The organism is Streptomyces sp. NPDC001530 (assembly GCF_042894545.1).
In the GTDB taxonomy this organism is placed as follows: domain Bacteria; phylum Actinomycetota; class Actinomycetes; order Streptomycetales; family Streptomycetaceae; genus Streptomyces.
On record NZ_JBIAVS010000008.1, the window covers coordinates 190,306 to 216,220 of the forward strand.

Here is a 25,915-nt window from a genome sequence, read left to right on the forward strand (position 1 = left end):
CGCCGGGCACCGTGCCTCACGCCTGAGTCGGCTTCCGGCCCCCATGCCTCATCCCTGAACCGGTTCCGGGCACCAGGTGTGCAGCAGCCGGAAGAACGCCTCCTCGTTGCCCGCGAGCCCGGCCGCCGCCAGCGCTCGCTCCGCCTCGGCGAGCGCGGCGGGCGGCACCACGGGTGGTCGGCGCCCGTCCGGCGGGCTGTCGAAGGCGGCTCGTACGGTCTGCAGGAGACGGAGATAGGCCTGCACGGCGGCGCGTTCACGGTCGGTCAGTACAGCGGTCGGCATCGGTCGGCTCTCCCCGGGTCGGCTTGTCGTAGCGGTACATGGCGGTACATGAAGTGGTGCATGGCGGTACGTGACTCCAGCTTGCCGTCCAGCACTGACAATCCCGTTTCGGTCCGCGGAGGTTCGCCCGCTTAGCGGAGGCGAAACCTCACGGAAATCCCTTGTGGGACAGGCGCCCTAGGCTGGAGTGGAGAGCTGGAGGTCGCCTTGGCGGTGGCTTGGAAGCCGCCGCCAAGGCGACCTGGGGCCGACTTCACAGCGGTCCGGGAACAGGAGGTGACCCCGTGGTCGACGTACCGCCTCCGCGGCGCCTGCGGCTGCGCTCGGTGGGCGACGGGGAACTGCGCCTGCACCACCGCGTCGTGCACGGCTACCGGCGCGCCTACCGCATGGCGGGCGAGGGCCCGGCCCTCGTCCTGATCCACGGCATCGGCGACTCCTCGGCGACCTGGGCGGAGCTGATCCCCGACCTCGCCCGCACCCACACGGTGATCGCGCCCGACCTCCTCGGCCACGGGGCGTCCGACAAACCGCGGGCCGACTACTCGGTGGCCGCGTACGCCAACGGGGTGCGCGATCTGCTCGCCACGCTCGACATCGAATCGGCCACCCTGGTCGGGCACTCGCTGGGCGGCGGTGTCGCGATGCAGTTCGCCTACCAGTTCCCCGAACGCACCGAGCGGCTCATTCTGGTCAGCGCGGGTGGCGTCGGAGGCGAGGTCAACCCCGTACTGCGCGCCGTCTCGCTGCCCGGCGCCCACCTCATGCTCTCCACGCTGCGACTGCCCGGCATGCGCTTCCAAGTCGGCCTGTTCGCCTACCTGATGAGGCTTCTCGACACCGATCTCGGCCAGGACGCACCGGAGTTGCTGACCCTCGTGGACGCGCTGCCCGACGTGACCTCCCGCAGCGCCTTCATCCGCACCCTGCGCGCCGTGGTCGACTGGCGCGGGCAGGCGGTGACCATGCTCGACCGCTGCTACCTCACGGAGGGCATGCCCACGATGCTGCTCTGGGGCGACCGGGACAGCGTGGTGCCGGTACGGCACGCGTACGGGGCGCACGAGGCGATGCCGGGCAGCCGCCTGGAGATCTTCGAGGGCGCGGGCCACTTCCCCTTCCACCGCGACCCGGCGCGCTTCCTCGCCCTGGTCGAGGAGTTCACCAGCACCACGAGCCCGGCCGACTGGAGCCGCGAGCACTGGCGGGAGCTGCTGCGCGTCGGCCGCCCCGGCACCGCGGCCGGGCAGCCGGACACGGCCCAGAACCGCGCGGTGGAACGGGACCTGCGGGAGGCGAGCGAACGCAGCGCGACGTGACGCCTGCGCCCCTGGCGGGTCTCGTCGGCGCGACCTGACGCCCGCCCGCCTCGGCGGGTCCAGGCGTCGGCCCCTGGGCGGGTCCGGAGCCGTGGACGACGGCCCAGCCGGCGGGGTCGCAGTGGGCCGCCTGTCGCCGCGAAGGCGATCTTGGGCTTGCAGAGGGGTGGGGGAGGCCCCCGGTGCGGGCAGCGAGCGGGCGTTGTGCGATGGGCGTCCGCTCGCTCCCCGCGGGGCGCGGTGTCAGCCTCTGGCGGGTGACTCGGCCCGGCGGGCCGTTTCCCGTTCCTTGTCCGTGAAGGGCGGTTCGGCCGGCGGAGGGCGCCGCGGGCCGCGCAGCACCGCGAGGGCGACCTCGGGCTTGAAGAGGGCGGGGAGCGGCCCGGACAGCGTCATCACGGTGAGCAGGGCCTGGGTGACCAGCGGGCGTCCGGTCGCCGTCAGCATCAGCCGGTTCACATATCGGCCGAGCAGATTCTGCGCGCCCCCCGGCTGCTTGCCGATCGCGCCCGGGTAGCGGATGTCCGTGCCCGTGGCCAGCTCCCAGGCGACCGCCACCGGACGGGACACGGCACGCTGCGCCCGCCGCGCGAGCCCCGGGTCCGTCAGCCCGTGCTCGGCCACCAGCCCGCGCAGCGCCACGGCGCCCTGCGCGGCCACCGACATGCCGTGCCCGTAGACCGGGTTGTACGTGGCGACGGCGTCGCCGAGCGCGACGAACCCCTCGGGCCAGTCCTTCACCTTCTCGAAGAAGCGCCGTCTGTTGACCGTGGAGCGGGTGAGCACGACGTCCGTCAGCGGCTCGGTGCGCGCGATCAGCTCGCCCACGACCGGATGCCGCACGCCGCGCGCGAACGCCTCGAACTCCTCGGCGGAGCCGGTCGGTTGACCGCCGCGCGTGCCGGAGAGCGTCACCAGCCAGCGCCCGCCCTCGATGGGCACGATGGTCGAGGACTGGCCCGGCACCGGCTGCGCCGCGTCCGGCTGCACGTTGACCACCGGGAAGTCCTCGGCGCCCGTGGGCGCGCGGAAGATCCGGCTGGCGTACGCGAGCCCGGAGTCCACCTCGTCCATCGGCGCCTCGGGCACGCCCAGCGTGTCGAGCCAGGTGCTCGCCCGTGAGCCGCGCCCCGAGGCGTCCACCACCAGATCGGCCTCCAGGACGCTCTCCTCGCCCTCGGGCGTCCGCACCCGTACGCCCGTCACCCGGGAGGCGCCGCCCTCCAGACCGAGGATCTCGGTGCGCTGCAGGAGGGTGACGCGCTCGTTCTTGAGGAGCTGAGCGCGCAGGACCGAGTCGAGCAGATCCCGGCTGCACGCGATCATGAACTGCATTTCCGGAAAGCGCCGCAGCCAGCCCTGCGCCGACATGGAGACGAGGCCGGTCGGCAGCGGGATGCGCCGGGCGCCGGCGGTGAGCCACGCGTCGGTCACCCCGGGCAGCAGGTCCTCCATCGCGCGGGCGCCGCCGGACCACAGCAGATGGGCGTGGCGGGCCTGCGGGAGGCCCTTGCGTGGTTCGGGCCCGTCGGGCAGCGCGTCGCGCTCGACGACGGTGACGTCGGCGTACTCGTGCAGGGCGGCGGCGGCCAGTACGCCGGCCAGCCCCCCACCGATGACGACGGCCCGACGGGAAGCCTCACCCCGCGGTGGACGGTGGGCGGGGTCGGCGGATCTGTTCGGTGAAGCCGCGTCCCGGGAGGCGCTAGCTGGTTCGTTCATGGAAGTCGCTCTCTGACCTGGTCGCGGCCTGCCCTCGGGCGGCCGCGACGACGGGTGACTGACGCAGGGCGAGGGACATCCGCACGAGATCGCGGGGACCTTCGGTGGATGCCGACGGGGCGGTGGCCGCCTCCGCCGAGTTGATGACCTTGCCTTCCGGGTCGGCGGCACGGGCCCGCACCGCCGCCGTCACCATCGCCGCGTCCGCCTCGGCCTGCGCCTGGGCGGGCGAGGAACCCGCCGCCAGGGCCGCGTCGTAGGCGTGGGAGCGCACCTCGGAGTCGAAGTAGGGGTACAGGCTGAGCATGCCGTCGTGGATGTCGGACTCCCGCTGGGTGACCTGGAGTTCGGCGGGGGACCACCAGGAGATCCGCACCGCGCGGTCCTCGTGCGTGGAGACCGGCTTCAGCTCCCGCCACAGCGGCCCGAGCCGGCGGTATGTCGACCAGGTGTTCCAGCTGTCCCCGATGCGCTGGCAAGCGAGCGGCACGCAGAAGCCGACGGCGGTGATCTGGGCCCCGACGGAGGCCAGTACGGGCGCCACGTTGGTGCTCAGGCCGTCCAGGTTCCCGCCGTTCCAGCGGGCGACCACGGCGATGAACTTGGCGACCGCGTAAGGGATGTTGCACAGCGAGCCGAACGCGATGATCAGCAGCCCGGCCCGCAGCCAGCCGTGCACCTGGACCGCCCAGCGCCAGCACATGACGTTCATCGCGACGCCCGCGACGGTGAGCGACGCGAGGTAGAGCACGATCATCTCGCGCAGGAAGGGCGTGTTGGCGTAGTAGGTGTCGAGGTCCCGCAGCCGCTCCACGGGGGCGTCCCCGAGCGCGAACAGCACGATCAGCGCCACGCCCACCACGCTGTACGCGGCGATCCAGCGGCGGGTGAGCCGCCGGGTCACCTCGGGCGGCCCGCCGCGCCAGTTGATGATCAGCACCAGACAGGACGCGCTGAAGGCGCTCAGTAGGCAATAGACCAGTGGCGCCGAGAAGTTGGGTATCCCGGTGACCTCGTTGACCGCGGCGATGGTCGGCGGGGCCGCGAAGAGGAACACCAGGCCCGCGAGCGCCAGGAGGACGCCCACGGAGCGCAGCAGCGGGTCGCGCCAGCCGCGGATCAGCGCGGGGCCCTTGAAGGCGATGGCGGCGCCCATGGCGGCGGCAGGGAAGTAGTAGCTGGATCCGTCCATGTCCTCGGGGCCTTCAGCCCTGCGGTCCGCGATAGCCCAACGACGCCTCGATACGGCCGGCCAGACCGTCGCGCTGCACGGGTCCGCGCAGCGACGAACCGGCCAGCCATGTACGGCACTTGCTGGCGAGCAGCAGACCGAAGCTCTCGGCCTCCTTCTCGTCGGCGAGGTCGAAGCGGGTGCGGGCGGCCACCTTCAGGACGGTCGCCTGCAGATCCGCGCTGTCGCTGAGTAAGCGGGCCGCGACGGCGGCGCCCTCGACATGGTGGCTGCAGTGCCCGGCCTTCATGTGCCACAGCTCATGGCCGAGGATCACCAGCTGGTGGTCGGGCGCGGTGCGTTCCTCGATGACGACGAGGTCCTGCTCGGCCATGTCGAGCCAGAGCCCGCTGGCGGTGCCGGGCGGGAACGCGGCCGTACGGAACTGGACGGGACGGCCGCGGCGTCTGCTCATCGCGTCGCACAGCGCCGCGTACAGGGCGGCGGGTTCCGCCGGTGCCGGGAGCGAGAGCTCCGCGACCAACTCGCCGCACAGGCGGCGCATTTCCTTTCCGATGCCCACAGTTCTCCCCCGGCTCACGACTCTGGCCGTTTGACGCTCTCCAAGAGCATGTCCAGCCACTCGGCGACCTTGTCCCGGTGCTGGTCGGTGGGCAACTGCGCGGCCCGCCAGGCGATTCCGCGGACGCCGTGGTCCAGGAGCAGCCGCTCCAGCGGGTCGTCCGCGACCGAGGCCGCCGCGCGCTCGCGGTCGGCGAGTCGCTGGAGGAGCTCCTGCTCGGAGCGTTGCAGGGCGCCCACGAGCGCCTCGGAGTCCTCGGCCGTGAGGAACCCGGCGTGCACCCGGAAGAAGCGCTGAATGGCGTCGCAGTGCTCCATGGTGGGCCGCCGGTCGCCGTTGATGAGCGCCCCGGCCTGCTGGCGTGACATGCCGGCGCCGTCGGCGATCTCCTGCTGGGTGTACCGCCGCCCGTTGGGCTTGAGCCGGGTGCGGCGCAGCAGGTCCAGGCGTTGCAGAAAACGGGCCTGCAGATCGGGCTCCCCGGCGGGGCGGCCGCTGAGCAGGGCCTTCACCACCGGTTCGGGGACGCCGGACTCGGCCGACAGGCGCTTGACGTCGAAGACCTCGGCGTGCTCCACACCGAGCCGGTCGGCGAGTGCGGTGACCCGGGCCACGACGGCCTGCAGCAGAACCGTCGCCGTGGCGCCCGGAACTTCGAAGCCATCCGTCACCGACAGATCTCCTACGTCTCTCTCAGATCGCTCTCACGAAGGTCAGGAACCATCCGGAGACTAGCCTCTCGCTCGAACTCACATCCAGGTCTCGCCACAACTGTGGCGAGATTCAGCCGTCAACAGGCGCCAAATGCCACGATAGTTGACACGGCTACGGCCTGGGCAGCAGGATCGGGGCGCCGCGTGAAGGCCGCAGAGGCAAGAGGGGTGACCTCCCGATGGCGTACCAGGCAGGAAGGCAGCGGTCCCAGCCGCGACCTGTCCCCGAGAGCCTCGAGGCTCAGGCGTATCTCCAGGACTACGCCGTCCTCCTGGAGGCCGTCCCGTTCCCCTCCATCGTCTTCGACCACCGCTGGGACGTCGTTCTGTCCAACGCCGCGTTCGAGACACTTTTCGGCGGCGTCGCCCCGCATCCGACGGCCATGCCCGGCGACAACTTCCTCCGGTTCGTCCTGTTCCATCCGGATGCGAGCACCGTGCTCGGCGAGCACGAGTCGAGCTGGTGTCTGCCGATGCTGGCCCACTTCGCGGCCGCCGTGGAGCGGCACGGGCAGGACCGCGGACTCCAGTCGATCCGCCGGGACATCGCCCAGGACCCGATCATGGATGCCGCCTACCGGCACGGACTGCCGCACTGGATCCGCGCGGTCGGCCCGGACGCCGTCGAGCACGACGGCGCCGTACGCCCGTTGGTGCACCCCGACCCGCGCTGGGGCAGCACGGACTGCCGGATCGTCGACGACACCCCGAGGACCCTTCAGGACATGGGCTATACGCGGATGACACTGGTCCTGCGCGAGGCGCGGCACGCGACGGCGGGCCCGCGCAAGGCGCGCAAGACCCGCAACGGGGCGGCGGAGCTACGGGCGGTCTGAACCGCCTCAAGCCGTACGGCGTTCTGAGCCCGCCCGGCCGTACGGCGGTCTGAGTCCGTCCGGTCGTACATCGGTCCGAACCCGCCCAGTCGTACGGCAACCTGATTCCGCCCCGGCCGTACGTCGGTCCGAGCCCCGCCCGGCTATGCCGCCCGCGAGAGGTTAGTCGTCCAGCATCACGAGCACGAGCGGCACGCCGTCGCACGGAACGAGTCGCATCCCGTCGAGGCGCGCGGTCCGCGCCGACGCCAGGACGGCCCCGAGGTCCGGACCCTTGGTGAGCGATCCGGCCAGATGCGCGGGATCGGCGGACGCGGCCACCCGTCCGCGCGCGTTCACCAAGTGGGCGGCCCCCGGCAGCCGTTGGAGCAGCGGGACGACCGCCGCCTCGAAGTGCCGCAGATACACGTCGGCCGCGGCGACCCCCACGAACCGGCCCTCCACCTGCACCGGCGCGGACAGCGTCAGGCTGTACTCGTCGGAGCAGAGGTAGTCGACATAGGGCCCGGCGACCGCGCGCTGCCCGGTGTCGCGGGGGAGGGCGAACCAGTCCCAGTGTGTGTAGTCGGAGTAGGCGGAGTGCCGCGGATCGAGGTCGAGCAGCAGCGGTCGTACGTCCCCGTCGGAGCCCTGCTGCCACCATTCCAGCCACGCCGGCACGTCACCGAGCAGGCCCGGTGCCGCGACGAACCCGACGCCCGACACCAACTCCTGCCGGGCGAGCCGCAGATGCAGCCCCGGGCGCAGCGCGGCCAGATCCACGCTCGCGGGGCGACGGCCCCGCGCGGCGACCCGGGTGAGCAGGGCCGCCGTATCGGCACGGGTCTCGGCGACCGCCTCGAACACGGCCTCCAGGGTGGAGCGGACCTGGACGGCGACGGCCGCCTCCGGCGTCGCGTCAAGCGTCGCCGCGGCGCCCGCCAAGCCGGGGCTCCTGCTCATGGGTGCCCTCCAGCGCACGGGGACCGGACACGGCGCGCGGCATCGCGAGGCGCAGGGCGATGAGCCGCGCCGTCGATTCCTGGACGCACCGCTCGGCCAGCGCTCTGGCCGATTCGTGGGCCCCATCTTGCACGGCGGAGATTACGGAGCGGTGACGGTCGGCGGCTTCTTCACGATATTCGTCGTCCCCGAGCACGAGACACAGCAGCGCGCCCACCTCGGTCTGGAGCGCGACCTGTTCGCGGGTCAGCCGGGCGGACTGCGCCGCCGCGGCGAGCTCGACATGGAACCGGCCGTAGAGGCGGCTGCGCGCGGCGGCGTCCTCGGCGGACGCCAGCTCCTCCAGCGTGCGGCGCAGCTGCTGGAGATCGCCCGGCTCCGTGCGCTGCGCCGCCAGCCCCGCGGCCGCTCCCGACACGGCGGCCCAGTGATCGCCCAAATCGCGCAGTTCCTCGGTGCTCCAGCCGGCCAGCCGGGCCTTCAGTCGCTCCTCGCCGGGGACCTCGGGCAGGGACACGAAGCTGCCGCCGCCGCGCCCCCTGCGCGTGGTGACCAGCCCCTGCTGCCGCAGCGCCATGAGTGCCTCGCGCAAGGTGACCGTGGACACGCCGAGCTGCCCGGCCAGCTCCATCTCGCCGGGCAGCTGCTCCCCGTCGGCGAGCAGTCCGAGCTCGATGGCGTCGCCGAGCCTGCGGACGACCGTCTCGACCCGGGCGCGGTTGTCCACGGGGGTGAAGACGGCTCTTCGGACACCGTCGCCCATGTGTTGCTTCACGGCCACCACCTTGTGCGTTGACTCAACCTTTACTCTAAGGGGGTCTTGAGCTTTGAACTATGACTTCATATCTTTCCGTGCAACGTTCCAACGTTTCAGCGCACCAGAAAGGTTCCCCGCCCATGGAGGCAATGGCGATCCGGCTCCAGGGCCTGCAGAAGGCGTTCGGTGAGACGACCGCCGTGGCCGGAGTCGATCTGGACATAGCCGACGGCGAGTTCTTCTCGATGCTCGGCCCGTCCGGCTCGGGCAAGACGACCGTCCTGCGGATGATCGCCGGCTTCGAAAGCCCCACCGCGGGCCGCATCGAGCTGGCGGGCCAGGAGGTCACGGGGCTCGCCCCCTTCGAGCGGGACGTGCACACCGTCTTCCAGGACTACGCGCTGTTCCCGCACATGACCGTGGAGCAGAACGTCGCCTACGGCCTCAAGGTCCGCAAGGTGGGCAAGGCCGAGCGGCTGGTACGGGCCCGCAAGGCGCTCGCCGACGTACGCCTCGAAGGGTTCGGCAAGCGGCGCCCCGGCCAGCTCTCCGGAGGCCAGCGCCAGCGGGTCGCGCTTGCCCGCGCCCTGGTCGGGCGCCCCCGTGTGCTGCTGCTCGACGAGCCGCTCGGTGCCCTCGACCTCAAGCTGCGCGAGCAGATGCAGGTAGAGCTGAAAGCGATCCAGCGCGAGGTCGGCATCACCTTCGTCTTCGTCACCCACGACCAGGAGGAGGCCCTGACGATGAGCGACCGCATCGCCGTCTTCAACCAGGGCCGCATCGAACAGGTCGGCACCCCGGCCGAGATCTACGAACGCCCGGCCACGCCCTTCGTCGCGGGCTTCGTCGGCACATCCAACCTGCTCGAGGGCCAGTCCGCACGGCAGGTCGTCGGCGCCCCGGGCACGTACAGCATCAGGCCCGAGAAGATCCGGGTCCTCAAGGAGTCCGCCGAAGCCGACGAGCCCGAGCACTCCACCGCCACCGGCACCGTCGCCGAGGTCGTCTACCTGGGCGACGCCACCCGCTTCCTCGTGGACCTCGACGCGGGCGGCCGCCTCACCGCGCTCCAGCAGAACCTGGAGACCTCCTCGGAGGACGTCGCCGCCTACCGCGGCACCCGGGTCCGCCTCCAGTGGCACCGCCGCCACTCCTTCAAGGTCCCCGACCCCCGCTGACCCCCCCCACGCTCAGTCCCCCATCACGTATGGAGTCCGTCGTGCGCCTCACCCGAACCCTTCAAGCCGCCGCCGCGGTCGCGGTGCTCGTCGCGGCCACCGCCTGCGGATCGTCCGACTCGGGCGGCTCCTCCTCGTCGACCGGGCTCAACCCGCCCGACCTGAAGGCGCAGTCGAAGCTCGGCAAGACCGAGGGCCAGGTGAACCTCATCGCCTGGGCCGGCTATGTCGAGGACGGCTCCAACGACCCCAAGGTCGACTGGGTCGGCGACTTCGAGAAGCAGACCGGCTGTCAGGTCAACTCCAAGGTCGCCGCCAGCTCCGACGAGATGGTCAAGCTGATGAAGACCGGCCAGTACGACGCTGTCTCCGCGTCGGGCGACGCCTCCCTGCGCCTCATCGCCTCCGGCGACGCGGCCCCGGTCAACACCGACCTCGTACCCAACTACAAGGACGTCTTCAGCGGCCTCAAGGACGGGGCCTGGAACTCCGTCGACGGCCAGATGTACGGCATTCCGCACGGCCGCGGCGCCAACCTGCTGATGTACAACACGCAGAAGGTCACGCCCGCCCCGACCTCCTGGTCCGCGGTCTTCGACGACGCCTCGACGTACAAGGGGCATGTGACGGCGTACGACTCGCCGATCTACATCGCCGACGCGGCGCTCTACCTCAAGGCGACCAAGCCGGAGCTGAAGATCAAGGACCCCTACGCACTGGACCAGAAGCAGTTCGACGCGGCCGTCGACCTGCTGAAGAAGCAGAGCGCGAACGTGGGGGAGTACTGGAGCGACTACCTCAAGGAGATCTCCGCGTTCAAGAGCGGTGACTCGGTGGTCGGCACCACCTGGCAGGTCATCGCCAACCTCGCCGCGGACGAGGGCGCCAAGGTGAAGGCCTTCGTGCCCAAGGAGGGTTCCACCGGCTGGTCGGACACCTGGATGATCTCCGCCAAGGCCAAGCACCCGAACTGCGCCTACAAGTGGATGGACTGGATCATCTCGCCGAAGGTGAACGCCCAGGTCGCCGAGTACTTCGGGGAGGCCCCGGCGAACGCCAAGGCGTGCGACGAGACCAGCGACAAGTCGTTCTGCGACACCTTCCACGCCACCGACGAGAGCTACTGGAAGAACATCGCGTTCTGGAACACGCCCATCGAGCAGTGCCTCGACGGCCGCACCGACGTCAAGTGCGTGCCCTACGCCAAGTGGGTCCAGGCCTGGACCGAGATCAAGGGCTGACACACCGATGACCTCCACCGCGCAGGCCGCCGGACGCTCCCCCGTCCGGCGGCTCGCCGGGACCCTGCACCGCCGGCCGCGGCTCAGGCTGTCCCTGCTGCTGACCGCGCCGCTGCTCTGGCTGGCGGTGCTCTACCTCGGCTCGCTGGCCGTGCTGTTCGTCTCGGCGTTCTGGACGACCGACTCCTTCACCTCCGAGGTGGTGAAGGTCTGGTCGACCGACAACTTCCACGCGCTGTTCACGACGCCGGTCTTCCGGCAGGTGATCCTGCGCAGCATCGGCGTCGCACTCGCGGTCACCGCCCTGTGCGCGGTGATCGCCTTCCCGGTCGCCTTCTACACGGCCCGCATCGCCCGGCCCAAGTGGCGCCCGCTGCTCGTCGTCGCCATCCTGACTCCGCTGTGGGCGAGTTACCTCGTCAAGGTGTATGCCTGGCGGCTGATCCTCTCTCAGGGAGGGCTCACCGACTGGATGTTGAAGCCGTTCGGGCTGAGCGGACCCGGGTACGGACTGCCCGCGGCGATCATCGCGCTGACGTACCTCTGGCTGCCGTACATGATCCTTCCGATCCACACGGCCCTGGAGCAGCTGCCCGCCAACCTGCTGGACGCGTCGGCCGACTTGGGCGGGCGCCCCGGACGCACCTTCCGCTCCGTCGTCCTGCCGATGGTGCTGCCTTCGGTGGCCGCGGGCTCGGTCTTCACCTTCTCGCTCAGCCTCGGCGACTACATCACCGTGCAGATCGTGGGCGGCAAGACCCAGCTCATCGGCAACCTCGTCTACTCCAACATCGAACTGAACCTGCCCATGGCCGCCGCGCTCGGCACGGTCCCCGTCGTCGTCATCGTGCTGTACCTGCTCGCGATGCGCCGCACGGGCGCCCTGAGCAGCCTCTGAGGAGCCCGCAGTGCAACTCTCCCGTTCCGCGCGCATCGCCCTGCGCGTCGCCGCCGGGCTCGGCTTCGCGATCATCTACGTCCCGCTCGCGCTGGTCCTGGTCAACTCCTTCAACCCGGACCGCAGCGCGAGCTGGCCGCCGCCGGGGCTCACCTTCCACTGGTGGTCGGTCGCCTGGGAGAACGAGGGCGCCCGCGCGGCCCTGTGGGTCTCGGTCAAGGCGGGGCTCGGCGCCACCGCCATCGCCCTGGTGCTCGGCACGCTGATCGCCTTCGCGGTGGCCCGGCACCGCTTCTTCGGCCGCGACGCGATCTCCTTCGTGGTCGTCCTGCCGATCGCGCTGCCCGGCATCGTCACCGGTATCGCGCTCAACTCGGCCTTCAGCACCGTGCTCGAGCCGCTCGGCGTCGGCCTCGGCATGTTCACCGTGATCGTCGGCCACGCCACCTTCTGCATCGTGGTCGTCTTCAACAACGTCGTCGCGCGGCTGCGCCGGACGTCCGGCTCGTACGAGGAAGCGGCGATGGACCTGGGCGCGGACACCTTCCGGGCCTTCGTCGACGTCACCTTCCCGCTGGTGCGCTCGGCGCTGCTGGCGGGCGGACTCCTCGCCTTCGCGCTCTCCTTCGACGAGATCGTGGTGACGACATTCACGGCCGGGCCCGGTATCGAGACCCTGCCGATCTGGATCTTCAACAACATGACACGGCCCCAGCAGGCCCCGGTCGTGAACGTCGTGGCGGCGGTGCTCGTCCTGCTCTCGGTGATTCCGATCTACGCGGCGCAGCGGCTGTCCGCCGACACGGCGACCGAGAGCAGGATCTGAGCGGCGGGCATCCCCCAGGGGTTACCCGGCGAACTCCCGCATCCACGTCTCGACTTCGTCGGCGGAGCGCGGCAGCCCCGCCGACAGGTTCTCGTACCCGTCCGCCGTGACGAGGAGGTCGTCCTCGATCCGCACGCCGATGCCGCGCCATTCCTCCGGCACGGTCAGATCGTCCGGTTGGAAGTAGAGGCCCGGCTCGACGGTGAGCACCATGCCCGGCTCCAGGACCCCGTCGACGTACTCCTCGTTGCGGGCCCTGGCGCAGTCGTGGACGTCGAGCCCGAGCATGTGCCCGGTGCCGGCCATGGTGAAGCGGCGCTGCAGACCGAGTTCGTACGCCCGCTCGGCCGGGCCCTCGATGAAGCCCCACTCCACGAGCCGTTCGGTCATCGACCGCTGGGCGGCCTCGTGGAAGTCGCGGTAACGGGCGCCCGGCTTCACCGCGGCCATGCCGGCCTCCTGGGCCTCGTACACCGCGTCGTAGATCTGGCGCTGGAGCGGGCTGAACGTGCCGCTGATCGGGAGGGTGCGGGTGACGTCGGCGGTGTAGAGGGTGCGGGTCTCCACGCCGGCGTCGAGCAGGAGCAGTTCGCCGGGGCGGACCGGGCCGTCGTTGTCCTGCCAGTGCATGATCGTGGCGTGCTCGCCGGCCGCGCAGATGGAGCCGTAGCCGACGTCGTTGCCCTCGACGCGGGCGCGGCGGAAGAAGGTGCCCTCGATCCAGCGCTCCGAGGTGGCGACCGCCTGCGACAACTCCCGTACGACATCGGTGAATCCGCGGACCGTGGCGTCGACCGCCCGGCGCATCTCGCCGATCTCCCAGGCGTCCTTCACCAGCCGCAGCCCGGACACCGCCTCCTCGAACTCGGCGTCGCGCTCCTCGTCCGTGGTGAGCGCCGCGTCGATGACGGGGTCGTGGCCGCGTACGACTCGGGTCGGTACGCCGGCGTTCTTGAGGTCCTCGGCGATCGTGCGGATGTCACGGCAGGGCAGGCCGAGCACCTGCTCGGACTCGGCGAGGGAGCGGCGGCGGCCCATCCACAGTTCGGCCGTCATGCCCGTCCAGAACTCGTCGCTGTCCCGGCTGTCGCGAGGGAGCTGATAGCAGTGCGCGTCGTGCCCGCCGTCCGCGCGGGGCTCCAGCACCAAGGCGCCGTCCCGGGCTTGATCACCCGTCAGGTGGACGTAGCCCGAGTACGGGCGGAACGGGTAGTGGGTGTCGTTCGAGCGGGTCTTGAGGCTCCCGGAGGGGATGACGAGTCGCTCGCCCGGGAAGCGGGCGGAGAGCGCGGCGCGGCGGCGGGCCGCGTGGGGCGCCTGCTCGGTCGGTGGCAGATCGCGCTGTTCGGTGTCGGCCCAGCCCGTGCGCATCAGGGTGGACAGCTCGTCGGAGATTCCTCGGTACAGACCGTTCTTTCGACCCTTGGCCACGTCAGGCACCCCTTATATGCGTCTGTGTGCGTCGTCTGAATGTGTCGTCGGTGTGTGTCGTCGACTGTTCCCCAGAACAGAAGCATGTGACATAGTACTGATGTGAGCAAGCCATTTACCTGCGATGTCGTGGTCGTCGGGGCCGGAATGGTGGGCGCTGCCTGCGCCTGGTACGCGGTGCGGGCGGGCCTCGACGTCGCCGTGGTGGACCGCGGTCCGGTGGCCGGCGGCACGACCGGCGCGGGCGAGGGAAACCTGCTCGTCTCCGACAAGGAGCCAGGGCCCGAGCTCGACCTCGCCCTGCTGTCGGGGCGCCTGTGGGCCGACCTAGCGGGAGAGGCGGGGCTCGGACCGGCGATCGAGTACGAGGCCAAGGGCGGTGTCGTCGTGGCCTCCACGCCCGAAGGGCTGACCGCGCTGGAGACCTTCGCGGCCGGGCAGCGGGCGGCCGGAGTCTCGGCCGTGCCGGTCGCGGCGGACCGACTCCACGACCTGGAACCGCACTTGGCGCCAGGGCTCGCGGGCGCCGTGCACTATCCGCAGGACACCCAGGTGATGCCGGCCCTGGCCGCCGCCCATCTGGTGCGGGCGTCGGGGGCACGGCTGCTGACCGGGCGGACCGTGACCGAGGTGCTGCGCACGGCGAGCGGGTCGGTGCTGGGCGTGCGGACCGACCGGGGGGACATCCATGCCCCCGCCGTGGTGAACGCGGCCGGCACCTGGGGCTCGGCGGTGGCCGGACTGGCCGGTGTCTCCCTCCCCGTCCTGCCCCGCCGCGGGTTCGTCCTCGTGACCGAGCCGCTGCCGCGCAGGGTCCGGCACAAGGTGTACGCCGCGGACTATGTCGCCGACGTGGCCAGCGACTCGGCGGCGCTCCAGACGTCGCCTGTCGTCGAAGGGACGGCCGCGGGGCCGATCCTGATCGGCGCGAGCCGGGAGCGGGTCGGCTTCGACCGGTCGTTCTCGCTGCCGGTCGTCCGGGCACTCGCGGCGGGTGCGACGCGACTCTTCCCGTTCCTGGCCGAGGTGCGGGCCCTGCGGACCTACCTGGGCTTCCGCCCGTACATGCCCGACCACCTCCCCGCGATCGGCCCCGACCCCCGGGTGCCCGGCCTCTTCCACGCCTGCGGGCACGAGGGCGCGGGCATCGGGCTCGCCACCGGTACCGGGCATCTGCTCGCGCAGGTCCTGACCGACAAGACCCCCGACCTCGACCTCGCGCCGTTCCGGCCCGACCGCTTCCCCGAGGAGGCCGCGTGAATCCCCTGGAACTGGTACGGGCCGAGCCGGGACCCGCCTTCACCGTCACCCTCGACGACCGTGAGATCGAGGCGCTGCCCGGCCAGACCGTCGCCGCCGCGCTGTGGGCCGCGGGCGTCACCTCCTGGCGCAGTACCCGCGGCGCGGGCCGCCCGCGCGGCGTCTTCTGCGGCATCGGCGTCTGCTTCGACTGCCTCGTGACCGTCAACGACCGCCCCAACCAACGGGCCTGCCTGGTGCCGGTGCGGCCGGGCGACACGATCCGGACGCAGGAAGGCACGGGCCACGATGACTGACCGACCGCACCTCGCGGTGATCGGCGCGGGCCCGGCGGGGCTCGCCGCGTCCCTCGCCGCCGCGGCACGCGGCATCCGGGTCACACTGATCGACTCGGCGGCGGAGGCCGGCGGGCAGTTCTACCGCCAGCCCGCGCCCGGGCTCGGCGCGCGCCGCCCGCGGGCACTTCACCACCAGTGGCGCACCTGGGACCGACTGGCGCAGGGGCTCGCCGGGCATATGGCGGCGGGCAGGGTCGAGCACCTGACGGACCACCATGTGTGGCTGGTCGAGCGCTGCGCGCCGACACCGGCGGCGCAAGCACACCCTGGCGGCTTCACCGTCCACGCCCTCCTCGGCCCCCTCCAGGAGGAGCCCGTCACCGTCCACGCCGACGCCGTGCTCCTCGCCACCGGCGGGTACGAGAAGGTGCTGCCCTTCCCCGGCTGGACCCTCCCCGGTGTCGTGACCGCGGGCGGGGCCCAGGCCATGCTCAAGGGCGGGCTCGTCGTGCCGGGGCGGACCGCTGTCGTGGCCGGGACCGGGCCGTTGCTGCTGCCCGTGGCGACCGGGCTGGCCGCGGCGGGCGTGGAGGTCGCCGCGCTCGTCGAGTCCGCCGACCCGAGGGCGTTCGCGCGCAAGGCGGCCGCGCTGGCCGCCCAGCCCGGCAAGGTCGCCGAAGGGGCCCAGTACGCGGCCCAACTCCTGCGATACCGCGTCCCGTTCATCCCCCGGCACACCGTCGTCGAGGCACACGGCCAGGAGCGGCTCGACGCCGTGACCGTCGCCGCGCTCGACATCGACGGGCGGGTCAGGCCCGGCACCGAGCGGCGCATCCCCTGCGACACGCTCGCCGTCGGGCACGGCATGCTGCCGCACACCGATCTCGCGGAGTCGCTCGGCTGCCGTATCGACGGACTGAAGGTGTCCGTCGACGACGAGCAGCGCACCGATGTGCCCGGCGTCTGGGCCGCGGGCGAGACCACCGGCATCGGCGGCTCCGCGCTGTCGCTCGCCGAGGGCCACATCGCCGGCCGCTCCGTCGCCGCCCGGCTCACCGGCACGGCACCCGACCCGCGCGCGTGGGCGACGGTCGCCAAGTCCCGTACGAGAATGCGGGAGTTCTTCGCCGCGCTCGACACCGTGTACGCACCGCCCGCGCACTGGACGGAGCAGGTCACCGACGACACCGTCGTATGCCGCTGCGAGGAGGTCACCGGCGGTGAGATCCGCGCGGCCGTCGACGAGCTCGGCGCGGGTGACGTACGCACCGTGAAGCTGCTCACCCGTGCCGGGATGGGCTGGTGCCAGGGCCGGATGTGCGAGCCCGCGGTCGCGGGTCTCGCCGGGTGCGAACAGACGTCGGCCCGGCGGCTGTTGGCCCGCCCGGTGCCGCTCGGCGTGCTCGCCCGGACTGGGGAGCCCGAAGACCACTGCCCCGAAGACCACGGCCCCGACGTCCACTGCCCCGAAGACCACGGCCCCGAGGGCCACTGACTCCGGGGGCGCGGCACCTCGCCAGTGCCTCGTCGCCGCCAATAAAATGTCACACCCTATTGAGAGGGATCTGCTCATGACCGCCATCGAGAACCGCCCCTGGCGCGGAGTCCTCGTCGCCACCGCGCTCCCGCTGAACGACGACCTCTCCGTGAACCACGACAAGTACGCCGAACACTGCGCCTGGCTGGTGGAGAACGGCTGCGACGGCGTCGTACCGAACGGCTCGCTCGGTGAGTACCAGGTGCTCACGCCCGAGGAGCGCGCGAAGGTCGTCGAGACGGCCGTCGCCGCGATCGGCGGGGCGCGCGTGATGCCCGGCGTCGCCGCCTACGGCTCCGCCGAGGCCCGCCGCTGGGCCGAGCAGGCCAAGGACGCGGGCTGCCAGGCCGTGATGCTGCTGCCGCCGAACGCCTACCGCGCCGACGAACGCTCCGTCCTCGCCCACTACGAGGAGGTCGCCAAGGCGGGCGTCCCGATCGTCGCGTACAACAATCCGATCGACACCAAGGTCGACCTGGTGCCCGAACTGCTCGCCGAGCTGCACGGCGCGGGCTACATCCACGCGGTCAAGGAGTTCTCCGGCGATGTGCGCCGCGCCTACCGGCTCGCCGAACTCGCCCCGACGCTCGACCTGTTGATCGGCGCCGACGACGTCCTGCTGGAGCTTGCCGTCGCGGGCGCCAAGGGCTGGGTGGCCGGCTACCCGAACGCGCTGCCCCGTGCGAGCGTCGAGCTGTACCGCGCCGCCGTCGACGGCGACCTCGACACCGCCGGCAAGCTGTACCGCCAGCTGCACCCGCTGCTGCGCTGGGACTCCAAGGTCGAGTTCGTGCAGGCCATCAAACTGTCCATGGACATCGTCGGCCGGCACGGCGGTCCGGTCCGCCCGCCGCGCGTCCCGCTGCTGCCGGAGCAGGAGGCCGCCGTCCGCGAGGCCACGGAGCGGGCCGTCGCCGCCGGTCTCGCCTGACCCACCTTCGACGATCAGGAGTCAGTGATCCCATGCGCAGCACACTCGTCCTGCACGCCGTCGACTCGCACACCGAGGGCATGCCCACCCGGGTGATCACCGGCGGGATCGGCACGATCCCGGGCGCGACCATGAACGAGCGGCGACTTCACTTCCGTGAGCACCGCGACGACATCAAGCAGCTCCTGATGAACGAGCCGCGCGGCCACGCGGCGATGAGCGGCGCCATCCTCCAGCCGCCCACCCGCCCGGACTGCGACTGGGGCGTCGTCTACATCGAGGTGTCCGGCTATCTGCCCATGTGCGGGCACGGCACGATCGGCGTGGCGACCGTGCTCGTCGAAACCGGCATGGTCGAGGTCGTCGAGCCGGTCACCACCATCCGGCTCGACACCCCGGCGGGCCTGGTCGTCGCCGAGGTCGCGGTCGAGGACGGCGCCGCCAAGGCGGTCACGCTCAAGAACGTGCCGTCCTTCTCCGTCGGCCTCGACCGCAAGGCCACACTCGCCGACGGGCGGACGGTGACCTACGACCTGGCATACGGCGGCAACTTCTACGCCATCCTGCCGCTGGAGCAGTTCGGGCTCCCCTTCGACCGCTCCCGCAAGGACGACATCCTCAAGGCGGGCCTGTCCCTGATGGACGCCATCAACGCCGCCGACGAGCCCGTCCACCCCGAGGACCCGTCGATCCGCGGCTGCCACCACGTCCACCTGTACGCGCCCGGCGCCACCGCCCGCCACTCGCGGCACGCGATGGCCATCCATCCCGGCTGGTTCGACCGCTCACCCTGCGGTACGGGCACCAGCGCGCGCATGGCACAACTGCATGCGCGGGGCGAACTCCCGCTGCACACCGAGTTCGTGAACGAGTCCTTCATCGGGACCCAGTTCACCGGCCGTCTGCTCGGCACGACCGAGGTCGCCGGCATCCCCGCCGTGCTGCCCAGCTTCACCGGCCGCGCCTGGATCACCGGCACCGCCCAGTATCTGCTCGACCCCTCCGATCCGTTCCCGGCCGGATTCGTTCTGTAGGGCCTTCCGGGGATACTGGTAGCGCGTGACATTGCATATGCCCCCGACGTGGCATGTGCCCGTACGAGGAGACACCCCATGGCCGCCCAGCGCAGCAGCGCACCCTCAGCCGCTCCCTCCCTGCCCACGCTGGGCGGGAAGAAGAGCAGCTACCGCGAGCGCGTCGCGGACGCGCTGCGGGCCGCGCTGATCGCCGGCGAACTGCGTGCGGGCGAGGTGTACTCGGCGCCGACGCTCGCCGCCCGCTTCGGTGTCTCGGCCACGCCGGTGCGTGAGGCCATGCTCGATCTCGCCAAGGAGGGCCTGGTCGACACGGTGCCGAACAAGGGCTTCCGGGTCACCGCGGTCTCCGAGAAGCAACTCGACGAGTACACCCACATCCGCTCGCTCATCGAGATCCCCACCGTGGTCGAGCTGGCCACCACGGCGGATCCCGTCTCCCTGGAGGCGCTGCGCCCGGCCGCCCGGGAGATCGTGACCGCGGCGGCGGCCGGCGACCTCATCGCCTACGTCGAGGCGGACATCCGCTTCCACCTCGGCCTGCTCGCCCTCGCGGGCAACGCGCACCTGGTCGAGGTCGTCGGCGACCTGCGCAAGCGCTCCCGCCTCTACGGGCTCAACGCCCTCGTGGAGGCGGGCCGCCTGGAGGCCTCCGCGGAGGAGCACCTCGAACTCCTCGACGCGCTCCTCGCCCGTGACGAGGACGCCGTACGCGAAGTGATGACCCGACACCTGGGGCATGTCCGCGGCCTGTGGGCGGCCCCCTAGTCGGCGCCGGCGAGATGCTCCACCTTTACGCAAGCCGCTTGCATTTCTTGCGCTATTCTTGCGCGCATGACGCGACGACTTGCTCAGGTGGCGAAGAAGGTCGGGGTCAGTGAGGCCACGGTCAGCCGGGTGCTCAACGGCAAGCCCGGAGTCTCCGAGGCCACCCGGCAGTCGGTGCTCTCCGCCCTCGACGTCCTCGGCTACGAGCGGCCCACGCAGCTGCGCGGTGAACGCGCGCGTCTCGTGGGCCTCGTGCTGCCCGAGCTGCAGAACCCGATCTTCCCGGCGTTCGCCGAAGTGATCGGCGGGGCGCTCGCGCAGCTCGGGCTCACCCCGGTGCTGTGCACGCAGACCAAGGGCGGCGTCTCCGAGTCGGACTATGTGGACCTGCTGCTCCAGCAGCAGGTCTCCGGGGTGGTGTTCGCGGGCGGTCTGTACGCGCAGGCCGACGCCCCGCACGACCACTACCGGCGGCTCGCGGACCGCAAGATCCCGGTGGTACTCGTCAACGCGGCCATCGAGCACCTGGGCTTTCCGGGTGTGTCCTGCGACGACGCGGTGGCCGTTGAGCAGGCGTGGCGCCATCTCGCCTCGCTGGGACACGAGCGGATCGGACTGGTGCTCGGGCCGGCCGATCACATCCCCTCGGGCCGCAAACTGGCGGCGGCCCGGGCGGTCGCCCCCGGGCTGTCCGACGCGTACGTGGCGCGGGCCATGTTCTCGATCGAGGGGGGCCACGCGGCGGCCTCCCGGCTCATCGACCGCGGGGTCACGGGCATCATCTGCGCCAGCGATCCCCTCGCGCTCGGTGCCGTACGGGCCGCGCGCCGCAAGGGACTCGGCGTCCCCTCGCAGATCTCCGTGGTCGGTTACGACGACTCGGCCCTCATGAACTGCACGGAGCCTGCGCTGACCACCGTCCGTCAGCCCATCGAGGCCATGGGGAGGGCGGCGGTGGAGCTGCTGAACGCGCAGATCGGCGGCAGCTCCGTACCCCCGGAAGAGCTGTTGTTCGAGCCGGAGTTGGTGGTGCGTGGTTCCACGGCGCAAGCTCCGCGTGACTGAGATCCACAGGGCTGTCGATTAATTACAGAATTCGCGCGACATCTTGCGGACAGATGTCGGCGGTGCTTGAGTGTGCGGCGCCAGAACACGGCGGCGCGCCGCCGTGGGCCTCCGCTCCTGCCCAAAGGGGTCCACCGATGAGAAGCACCGGGTTCCGCCGCACCCGCACCACGCTCATGGTCTCCACCCTCGCGCTCGGCGCCGTCACGGCCTGCGGCGCGAGCGATGACGGATCCGCGGGTGGCAAGACCCGCATCACCGTCAACTGCATGCCGCCCAAGAGCGCCAAGGTCGACCGTTCGTTCTTCGAGGCCGACATCAAGGCGTTCGAGAAGGCCAACCCGGACATCGACGTCGTCGCACACGACGCGTTCCCATGTCAGGACCCCAAGACGTTCGACGCCAAGCTCGCCGGCGGTCAGATGGAGGACGTCTTCTACACGTACTTCACCGACGCGGGGCACGTCGTCGACGTCAACCAGGCCGCCGACATCACCCGTTACGTCAAGGAGCTCAAGAGCTACGGCACCATCCAGCAGCAGTTGCGCGACATCTACACCGTCGACGGCAAGATCTACGGCGTCCCGCGCACCGGCTACTCGATGGGCCTCATCTACAACAAGAAGCTCTTCGAGAAGGCCGGCCTCGACCCCGACAAGCCCCCGACGACCTGGGAAGAGGTGCGGGCGGACGCCAAGAAGATAGCCGCGCTCGGCGGCGGCACCGTCGGCTACGCCGACTACAGCGCCCAGAACCAAGGGGGTTGGCACTTCACCGCCGAGCTCTACTCGCAGGGCGGGAACGTCGTGAGCGAGGACGGCAAGAAGGCCACCGTCGACACCCCCGAGGGCAAGGCCGTCCTGCAGAACCTCAAGGACATGCGCTGGAGCGACAACTCCATGGGCAGCAAACAGCTGTTGGTCATCAACGACGTCCAGCAGCTGATGGGCTCCGGCAAGCTCGGCATGTACCTCTCCGCTCCCGACAACATCCCGATCCTGGTGAAGGAGAAGGGCGGCAACTACAAGGACCTCGCACTGGCCCCGATGCCAGGCGGCAAGGGCACGCTCATCGGCGGCGACGGCTACATGTTCAACAAGAAGGACACCCCGGCGCAGATCAGGGCCGGCCTCAAGTGGCTCGACCACATGTTCCTGACGCCCGGCAAGGGCTTCCTCGGCGACTACGCCCGCGCCAAGCAGCACGACGCGCCCGTCGGCCTGCCCGAGCCGCGCCTGTTCACCGGCGCCGCCGACGCCAAGGACCAGCAGGTCAAGAAGGCCAACGCCAATGTCCCCGTCGAGAACTACCAGGCCTTCCTCGACGGCAACCAGAGCCTGGAGATGAAGATCGAGCCGCCGCAGGCCCAGCAGATCTACTCGGTCCTCGACGGCGCCGTCTCCTCCGTCCTGACCAAGAAGGACGCCGACATCGACCAGCTCCTCAAGGACGCCTCCGGCAAGATCGACTCCATCCTCGCCCGGGGCTGACACCGATGCCGAAGACCGCGGCACGACCCGTCGAGACGACCGCCGTACGGCCGGTGCCGGTGCCGCCCCAGGCGGGGAACCGGTGGCGGCGCCGGCTCGCCGACCAGTCCCGCGCGTATGCCTTCCTGATCGGCGGCCTGCTCTGCTTCGCGCTGTTCTCCTGGTACCCGGCGATCCGCGCGGTCGTGATCGCCTTCCAGAAGTACACGCCCGGCTCCGGCGCCGCATGGGTGGGCACCGCCAACTTCACCCGCGTCGTCCACGACCCGGAGTTCACCGCCGCCTGGCGCAACACGCTCACCTTCACGCTCCTCGCCCTGCTCATCGGCTTCGCCGTCCCCTTCGTGATGGCGCTGGTACTCAATGAACTCCGGCACGCCAAGGCGTTCTTCAGAGTCGTCGTCTATCTGCCGGTGATGATCCCGCCGGTGGTCAGCGCGCTGCTGTGGAAGTGGTTCTACGATCCCGGAGCGGGCCTCGCCAACGAGGCGCTGCGCTTTCTGCACCTGCCCACCTCGAACTGGTCCAACGGCGCCGACACCGCCCTCGTCTGCCTGGTCATCGTCGCCACCTGGGCCAATCTCGGCGGCACCGTCCTCATCTACCTCGCCGCACTGCAGAGCATCCCCGGCGAGCTGTACGAGGCGGCCGAGCTGGACGGCGCGACCATCTGGCAGCGCGTCCGCCATGTGACGATCCCGCAGACCCGCTTCATCATCCTCATGCTGATGCTGCTGCAGATCATCGCCACCATGCAGGTCTTCACCGAGCCGTTCGTGATCACGGGTGGCGGCCCCGAGAACGCGACCGTGACCGTCCTGTACCTGATCTACAAGTACGCCTTCCTCTACAACGACTTCGGCGGGGCCTGTGCCTTGAGCGTCATGCTGCTCGTCCTGCTCAGCGCCTTCTCGGCGGTCTATCTGCGGCTGACCCGCTCCGGAGGTGAGGACGCATGAGCACCCGCACGCTGGTCTCACCGCTCGCGCTCGCCCGCCCCCGCGGCAAGGCCCTCTACTGGACCGTCTTCACCGGCGTCGTCCTGCTCTTCGCGCTCGCCTTCCTCTTCCCCGTCTACTGGATGGTGACCGGCGCCATGAAGTCGCCGGACGAGGTGGTGCGCACCCCGCCGTCCCTCGTGCCGGAAAAATGGCACCTCACCGGCTACACCGACGCATGGGAGCTGATGGACCTGCCCACCCACCTGTGGAACACCGTGGTGCAGGCCACCGGCGCCTGGCTGCTGCAACTCGTGTTCTGCACCGCCGCCGCGTACGCCCTCTCCAAGCTGAAGCCCGCCTTCGGCAAGCTGATCCTCGGCGGCATCCTCGCCACGCTGATGGTCCCCGCGCAGGCGCTGGTCGTCCCGAAGTACCTGACCGTCGCCGATCTCCCGCTGATCCACACCAGTTTGCTCAACGACCCGCTCGGCATCTGGCTGCCCGCCGTGGCCAACGCCTTCAATCTCTATCTCCTCAAGCGCTTCTTCGACCAGATCCCGCGGGACGTCCTGGAGGCCGCCGAGATCGACGGCGCCGGTCGGCTGCGCACGCTGTGGTCGATCGTGCTGCCCATGTCCCGGCCGGTGCTCGGTGTCGTGTCGATCTTCGCCCTGGTCGCCGTCTGGCAGGACTTCCTCTGGCCGTTGATGGTCTTCTCCGACACCGACAAGCAGCCCATCAGCGTGGCACTCGTCCAGCTGTCCCAGAACATCCCGCTGACCGTACTCATCGCCGCGATGGTGATCGCGAGCATTCCCATGGTCGTGATGTTCCTGGTGTTCCAGCGGCACATCATCGCCGGGATCAGCGCGGGCAGCACGAAGGGCTGACGCCGCCCGCTCTGCAGAGCCGACGCCACCCCCTCGACAGAGCAGAGCTTGCGCCGCCCCCTCGACAGAAAGGCAGGCACCGTGGGACAGCCCACCCATGCCCCGAAGGACTGGTGGCGCTCCGCCGTCATCTACCAGGTGTACGTCCGCAGCTTCGCGGACGGCGACGGCGACGGCACGGGCGACCTCGCGGGCGTCCGCGCCAAGCTCCCGTACCTCGCCGAACTCGGTGTGGACGCCCTGTGGTTCAACCCCTGGTACCTCTCGCCCATGGCCGACGGCGGCTACGACGTCGCCGACTACCGCGCCATCGACCCGGCCTTCGGGACACTCGCGGAGGCGGAGAAACTCATCGCCGAGGCACGGGAGTTGGGCATCCGCACCCTCGTCGACATCGTGCCGAACCACGTGTCCGACCAGCACCCGTGGTTCCGGGCCGCCCTCGCCGGAGGCCCCGAGCGCGAGCTCTTCCACTTCCGCCCCGGACGCGGAGCGCACGGTGACCTCCCGCCCAACGACTGGCCGTCCCAGTTCGCGGGCTCCGCCGAGCCGGTCTGGACCCGCCTCCCCGACGGCGACTGGTACCTCCACCTGTTCACTCCCGAACAGCCCGACCTCAACTGGGCGCACCCGGCCGTCCGCCAGGAGCACGAGGACGTCCTGCGCTTCTGGTTCGAGCGGGGTGTCGCGGGCGTCCGCATCGATTCGGCCGCGCTGCTCGCCAAGGACCCGGACCTGCCCGACTTCGTCGAAGGCCGCGACCCCCACCCGTACGTCGACCGCGACGAACTCCACGACATCTACCGCTCCTGGCGCGCGGTCGCCGACGCCTACGACGGCATCTTCGTCGGCGAGGTCTGGCTCCCCGACACCGAGCGCTTCGCCCGCTACCTGCGCCCCGACGAACTGCACACCGCCTTCAACTTCTCCTTCCTGTCCTGCCCTTGGGACGCCGGACGGCTGCGTACGTCGATCGACGAGACCCTCGCCGAGCACGCACCGGTCGGCGCGCCCGCCACCTGGGTGCTGTGCAATCACGACGTGACCCGTACGGTCACCCGCTACGGCCGCGCGGACACCGGCTTCGACTTCGCCACCAAGGCCTTCGGCACCCCGACCGACCTCGCCCTCGGCACCCGGCGGGCACGGGCCGCCGCCCTGCTCTCACTCGCCCTGCCCGGCTCCGTCTACGTCTATCAGGGCGAGGAACTCGGCCTGCCCGAGGTCGAGTTGGCGCCGGGGAGCATCCAGGACCCGATGCACTTCCGCTCCGGCGGGAACGACCCGGGACGCGACGGCTGCCGAGTTCCGCTGCCGTGGGCCGCCGGCGCGCCGTACGCGGGATTCGGCGGCGAACCCTGGCTGCCGCAGCCCGCCGACTGGCCCGCGTACGCCGCCGACCGCCAGGCCCAGGACCCCGGCTCGATGCTCAGCCTTTACCGTGCGGCGCTCCGCATCCGCCGCACCGAACCGGGCTTCGGCGACGGCCCGCTCAGCTGGCTCCCCGCACCCGACGGCGTGCTCGCCTTCGCCCGCACGGACGGTCTGCTCTGCGCCGTCAATCTCGCCGGCCGCCCGGTCGAGCTCCCGCCCCACACCCAACTCCTCCTCAGCAGTGGCCCCCTGGATGCCGAAGGGCTGCTCCCGCAGGACACGGCGGTCTGGCTGCGCGTCTGAGACCGCCGTACCGCATTCAGCCATCTCCGCGCAGGGCCAACTCCGCGTAGAGCGATCTCCGCGCAGAGCCGGCCCCGCCCAGAGCGAATCCCACCCAGAGCTTTCCTCCGCACAAAGCTATCCCCGCACCCCCACCACGAAG

At 70.9% G+C, this 25,915-nt stretch carries 25 protein-coding genes; 17 read left to right on the top strand and 8 right to left on the bottom strand.

Features of this window, described 5'->3' with window-relative positions:
* Positions 1 to 48 precede the first annotated feature (48 nt).
* Positions 49 to 285 carry a hypothetical protein gene (locus ACFY0T_RS18070; protein WP_388870918.1) on the bottom strand — a complete coding sequence of 79 codons (237 nt, stop codon included), beginning with the start codon at positions 283 to 285 and terminating at the stop codon, positions 49 to 51.
* Positions 286 to 569: 284 nt separating this feature from the next.
* Here ACFY0T_RS18070 and ACFY0T_RS18075 point away from each other — a divergent pair, with 284 nt between their 5' ends.
* Positions 570 to 1,604, top strand: a complete 1,035-nt coding sequence (locus ACFY0T_RS18075; RefSeq protein WP_388870921.1) for an alpha/beta fold hydrolase — start codon at positions 570 to 572, stop codon at positions 1,602 to 1,604.
* A 243-nt stretch (positions 1,605 to 1,847) separates the two neighbouring features.
* Here the strand turns inward: ACFY0T_RS18075 and ACFY0T_RS18080 are convergent, their stop codons facing one another.
* Genes ACFY0T_RS18080 through ACFY0T_RS18095 form a run of 4 tightly spaced genes read right to left on the bottom strand, consistent with a single transcriptional unit; the run spans position 1,848 to position 5,751 of the window.
* Positions 1,848 to 3,326, bottom strand: a complete 1,479-nt coding sequence (locus tag ACFY0T_RS18080) for an FAD-dependent monooxygenase (protein WP_388870924.1) — start codon at positions 3,324 to 3,326, stop codon at positions 1,848 to 1,850.
* Positions 3,310 to 4,518 carry an MAB_1171c family putative transporter gene (locus ACFY0T_RS18085; protein WP_388870927.1) on the bottom strand — a complete coding sequence of 403 codons (1,209 nt, stop codon included), beginning with the start codon at positions 4,516 to 4,518 and terminating at the stop codon, positions 3,310 to 3,312. The genes ACFY0T_RS18080 and ACFY0T_RS18085 overlap by 17 nt, the downstream gene beginning before the upstream one ends.
* A 13-nt stretch (positions 4,519 to 4,531) precedes the next feature.
* Positions 4,532 to 5,062, bottom strand: a complete 531-nt coding sequence (locus ACFY0T_RS18090; RefSeq protein WP_388871535.1) for a toxin-antitoxin system, toxin component — start codon at positions 5,060 to 5,062, stop codon at positions 4,532 to 4,534.
* A 32-nt stretch (positions 5,063 to 5,094) separates the two neighbouring features.
* Positions 5,095 to 5,751, bottom strand: a complete 657-nt coding sequence (locus tag ACFY0T_RS18095) for a helix-turn-helix domain-containing protein (protein ID WP_388870930.1) — start codon at positions 5,749 to 5,751, stop codon at positions 5,095 to 5,097.
* Between the two features lie 221 nt (positions 5,752 to 5,972).
* Here ACFY0T_RS18095 and ACFY0T_RS18100 point away from each other — a divergent pair, with 221 nt between their 5' ends.
* Positions 5,973 to 6,629: a hypothetical protein gene (locus tag ACFY0T_RS18100; RefSeq protein WP_388870933.1), complete on the top strand. Its 657-nt coding sequence runs from the start codon at positions 5,973 to 5,975 to the stop codon at positions 6,627 to 6,629.
* 162 nt (positions 6,630 to 6,791) lie between these two features.
* Here ACFY0T_RS18100 and ACFY0T_RS18105 read toward each other — a convergent pair whose 3' ends face one another.
* Both ACFY0T_RS18105 and ACFY0T_RS18110 read right to left on the bottom strand, forming a co-directional pair.
* A complete protein-coding gene (locus ACFY0T_RS18105; protein WP_388870936.1) occupies positions 6,792 to 7,571 on the bottom strand; it encodes a cache domain-containing protein in 780 nt (259 codons plus the stop codon).
* Entirely contained in the window at positions 7,528 to 8,334 is an 807-nt protein-coding gene (locus ACFY0T_RS18110; protein ID WP_388871538.1) for a FadR/GntR family transcriptional regulator, read from the bottom strand. The genes ACFY0T_RS18105 and ACFY0T_RS18110 overlap by 44 nt, the downstream gene beginning before the upstream one ends.
* 134 nt (positions 8,335 to 8,468) lie before the next feature.
* Between ACFY0T_RS18110 and ACFY0T_RS18115 the strand changes: the two genes are divergently transcribed.
* From ACFY0T_RS18115 to ACFY0T_RS18130, 4 genes are read left to right on the top strand one after another with little or no spacing between them, the layout of a single operon-like run.
* Positions 8,469 to 9,506, top strand: a complete 1,038-nt coding sequence (locus tag ACFY0T_RS18115; RefSeq protein ID WP_388870939.1) for an ABC transporter ATP-binding protein — start codon at positions 8,469 to 8,471, stop codon at positions 9,504 to 9,506.
* A gap of 41 nt (positions 9,507 to 9,547) precedes the next feature.
* A complete protein-coding gene (locus ACFY0T_RS18120) occupies positions 9,548 to 10,747 on the top strand; it encodes an ABC transporter substrate-binding protein (protein ID WP_388870942.1) in 1,200 nt (399 codons plus the stop codon).
* Between the two features lie 7 nt (positions 10,748 to 10,754).
* Positions 10,755 to 11,645, top strand: coding sequence for an ABC transporter permease (locus ACFY0T_RS18125; RefSeq protein ID WP_388870945.1), 891 nt, complete (start codon positions 10,755 to 10,757; stop codon positions 11,643 to 11,645).
* A 10-nt stretch (positions 11,646 to 11,655) separates the two neighbouring features.
* Positions 11,656 to 12,471 carry an ABC transporter permease gene (locus ACFY0T_RS18130; RefSeq protein ID WP_388870948.1) on the top strand — a complete coding sequence of 272 codons (816 nt, stop codon included), beginning with the start codon at positions 11,656 to 11,658 and terminating at the stop codon, positions 12,469 to 12,471.
* Between the two features lie 21 nt (positions 12,472 to 12,492).
* On the opposite strand, the gene ACFY0T_RS18135 is transcribed toward ACFY0T_RS18130, so the two are convergent.
* On the bottom strand, positions 12,493 to 13,902 hold the full coding sequence (locus ACFY0T_RS18135) for an aminopeptidase P family protein (RefSeq protein ID WP_388870951.1): 1,410 nt from the start codon (positions 13,900 to 13,902) through the stop codon (positions 12,493 to 12,495).
* A gap of 102 nt (positions 13,903 to 14,004) precedes the next feature.
* Here ACFY0T_RS18135 and ACFY0T_RS18140 point away from each other — a divergent pair, with 102 nt between their 5' ends.
* The 11 genes from ACFY0T_RS18140 to ACFY0T_RS18190 all read left to right on the top strand — a co-directional run bounded on the left by ACFY0T_RS18140 (position 14,005) and on the right by ACFY0T_RS18190 (position 25,773).
* Complete coding sequence (locus tag ACFY0T_RS18140) at positions 14,005 to 15,162, top strand: NAD(P)/FAD-dependent oxidoreductase (protein ID WP_388870953.1); 1,158 nt, start codon at positions 14,005 to 14,007, stop codon at positions 15,160 to 15,162.
* The gene (locus ACFY0T_RS18145; RefSeq protein WP_388870956.1) at positions 15,159 to 15,458 is read left to right on the top strand and encodes a (2Fe-2S)-binding protein; all 300 of its coding nucleotides are present in this window, start codon (positions 15,159 to 15,161) and stop codon (positions 15,456 to 15,458) included. Before ACFY0T_RS18140 ends, ACFY0T_RS18145 begins: the two co-directional genes overlap by 4 nt.
* Entirely contained in the window at positions 15,451 to 16,935 is a 1,485-nt protein-coding gene (locus tag ACFY0T_RS18150) for an FAD-dependent oxidoreductase (protein ID WP_388870959.1), read from the top strand. The genes ACFY0T_RS18145 and ACFY0T_RS18150 overlap by 8 nt, the downstream gene beginning before the upstream one ends.
* A 76-nt stretch (positions 16,936 to 17,011) precedes the next feature.
* A complete protein-coding gene (locus ACFY0T_RS18155) occupies positions 17,012 to 17,908 on the top strand; it encodes a dihydrodipicolinate synthase family protein (protein WP_388870961.1) in 897 nt (298 codons plus the stop codon).
* A gap of 32 nt (positions 17,909 to 17,940) precedes the next feature.
* Positions 17,941 to 18,942, top strand: a complete 1,002-nt coding sequence (locus tag ACFY0T_RS18160; protein WP_388870964.1) for a proline racemase family protein — start codon at positions 17,941 to 17,943, stop codon at positions 18,940 to 18,942.
* Between the two features lie 78 nt (positions 18,943 to 19,020).
* Complete coding sequence (locus ACFY0T_RS18165) at positions 19,021 to 19,710, top strand: GntR family transcriptional regulator (protein ID WP_388870967.1); 690 nt, start codon at positions 19,021 to 19,023, stop codon at positions 19,708 to 19,710.
* 66 nt (positions 19,711 to 19,776) lie between these two features.
* Positions 19,777 to 20,775 (top strand): LacI family DNA-binding transcriptional regulator, encoded by a 999-nt coding sequence (locus ACFY0T_RS18170; protein WP_388870970.1) that lies wholly within the window; start codon positions 19,777 to 19,779, stop codon positions 20,773 to 20,775.
* Between the two features lie 137 nt (positions 20,776 to 20,912).
* Positions 20,913 to 22,265, top strand: a complete 1,353-nt coding sequence (locus ACFY0T_RS18175) for an ABC transporter substrate-binding protein (RefSeq protein ID WP_388870973.1) — start codon at positions 20,913 to 20,915, stop codon at positions 22,263 to 22,265.
* Between the two features lie 5 nt (positions 22,266 to 22,270).
* Positions 22,271 to 23,224, top strand: a complete 954-nt coding sequence (locus ACFY0T_RS18180) for a carbohydrate ABC transporter permease (RefSeq protein ID WP_388870976.1) — start codon at positions 22,271 to 22,273, stop codon at positions 23,222 to 23,224.
* Complete coding sequence (locus ACFY0T_RS18185; protein ID WP_388870979.1) at positions 23,221 to 24,096, top strand: carbohydrate ABC transporter permease; 876 nt, start codon at positions 23,221 to 23,223, stop codon at positions 24,094 to 24,096. Before ACFY0T_RS18180 ends, ACFY0T_RS18185 begins: the two co-directional genes overlap by 4 nt.
* 81 nt (positions 24,097 to 24,177) lie before the next feature.
* Positions 24,178 to 25,773 (top strand): glycoside hydrolase family 13 protein, encoded by a 1,596-nt coding sequence (locus tag ACFY0T_RS18190; protein WP_388870982.1) that lies wholly within the window; start codon positions 24,178 to 24,180, stop codon positions 25,771 to 25,773.
* Positions 25,774 to 25,915: the final 142 nt, after the last annotated feature.

Coding starts and splice junctions, on each gene's coding strand:
- ACFY0T_RS18170 (WP_388870970.1), top strand. CDS start 19,777: ATGACGCGACGACTTGCTCAGGTGGCGAAGAAGGTCGGGGTCAGTGAG.
- ACFY0T_RS18090 (WP_388871535.1), bottom strand. CDS start 5,062: ATGCGCCGCCTGTGCGGCGAGTTGGTCGCGGAGCTCTCGCTCCCGGCA.
- ACFY0T_RS18155 (WP_388870961.1), top strand. CDS start 17,012: ATGACCGCCATCGAGAACCGCCCCTGGCGCGGAGTCCTCGTCGCCACC.
- ACFY0T_RS18070 (WP_388870918.1), bottom strand. CDS start 285: ATGCCGACCGCTGTACTGACCGACCGTGAACGCGCCGCCGTGCAGGCC.
- ACFY0T_RS18165 (WP_388870967.1), top strand. CDS start 19,021: ATGGCCGCCCAGCGCAGCAGCGCACCCTCAGCCGCTCCCTCCCTGCCC.
- ACFY0T_RS18105 (WP_388870936.1), bottom strand. CDS start 7,571: ATGAGCAGGAGCCCCGGCTTGGCGGGCGCCGCGGCGACGCTTGACGCG.
- ACFY0T_RS18185 (WP_388870979.1), top strand. CDS start 23,221: ATGAGCACCCGCACGCTGGTCTCACCGCTCGCGCTCGCCCGCCCCCGC.
- ACFY0T_RS18150 (WP_388870959.1), top strand. CDS start 15,451: ATGACTGACCGACCGCACCTCGCGGTGATCGGCGCGGGCCCGGCGGGG.
- ACFY0T_RS18100 (WP_388870933.1), top strand. CDS start 5,973: ATGGCGTACCAGGCAGGAAGGCAGCGGTCCCAGCCGCGACCTGTCCCC.
- ACFY0T_RS18080 (WP_388870924.1), bottom strand. CDS start 3,326: ATGAACGAACCAGCTAGCGCCTCCCGGGACGCGGCTTCACCGAACAGA.
- ACFY0T_RS18125 (WP_388870945.1), top strand. CDS start 10,755: ATGACCTCCACCGCGCAGGCCGCCGGACGCTCCCCCGTCCGGCGGCTC.
- ACFY0T_RS18115 (WP_388870939.1), top strand. CDS start 8,469: ATGGAGGCAATGGCGATCCGGCTCCAGGGCCTGCAGAAGGCGTTCGGT.
- ACFY0T_RS18160 (WP_388870964.1), top strand. CDS start 17,941: ATGCGCAGCACACTCGTCCTGCACGCCGTCGACTCGCACACCGAGGGC.
- ACFY0T_RS18085 (WP_388870927.1), bottom strand. CDS start 4,518: ATGGACGGATCCAGCTACTACTTCCCTGCCGCCGCCATGGGCGCCGCC.
- ACFY0T_RS18175 (WP_388870973.1), top strand. CDS start 20,913: ATGAGAAGCACCGGGTTCCGCCGCACCCGCACCACGCTCATGGTCTCC.
- ACFY0T_RS18180 (WP_388870976.1), top strand. CDS start 22,271: ATGCCGAAGACCGCGGCACGACCCGTCGAGACGACCGCCGTACGGCCG.
- ACFY0T_RS18110 (WP_388871538.1), bottom strand. CDS start 8,334: ATGGGCGACGGTGTCCGAAGAGCCGTCTTCACCCCCGTGGACAACCGC.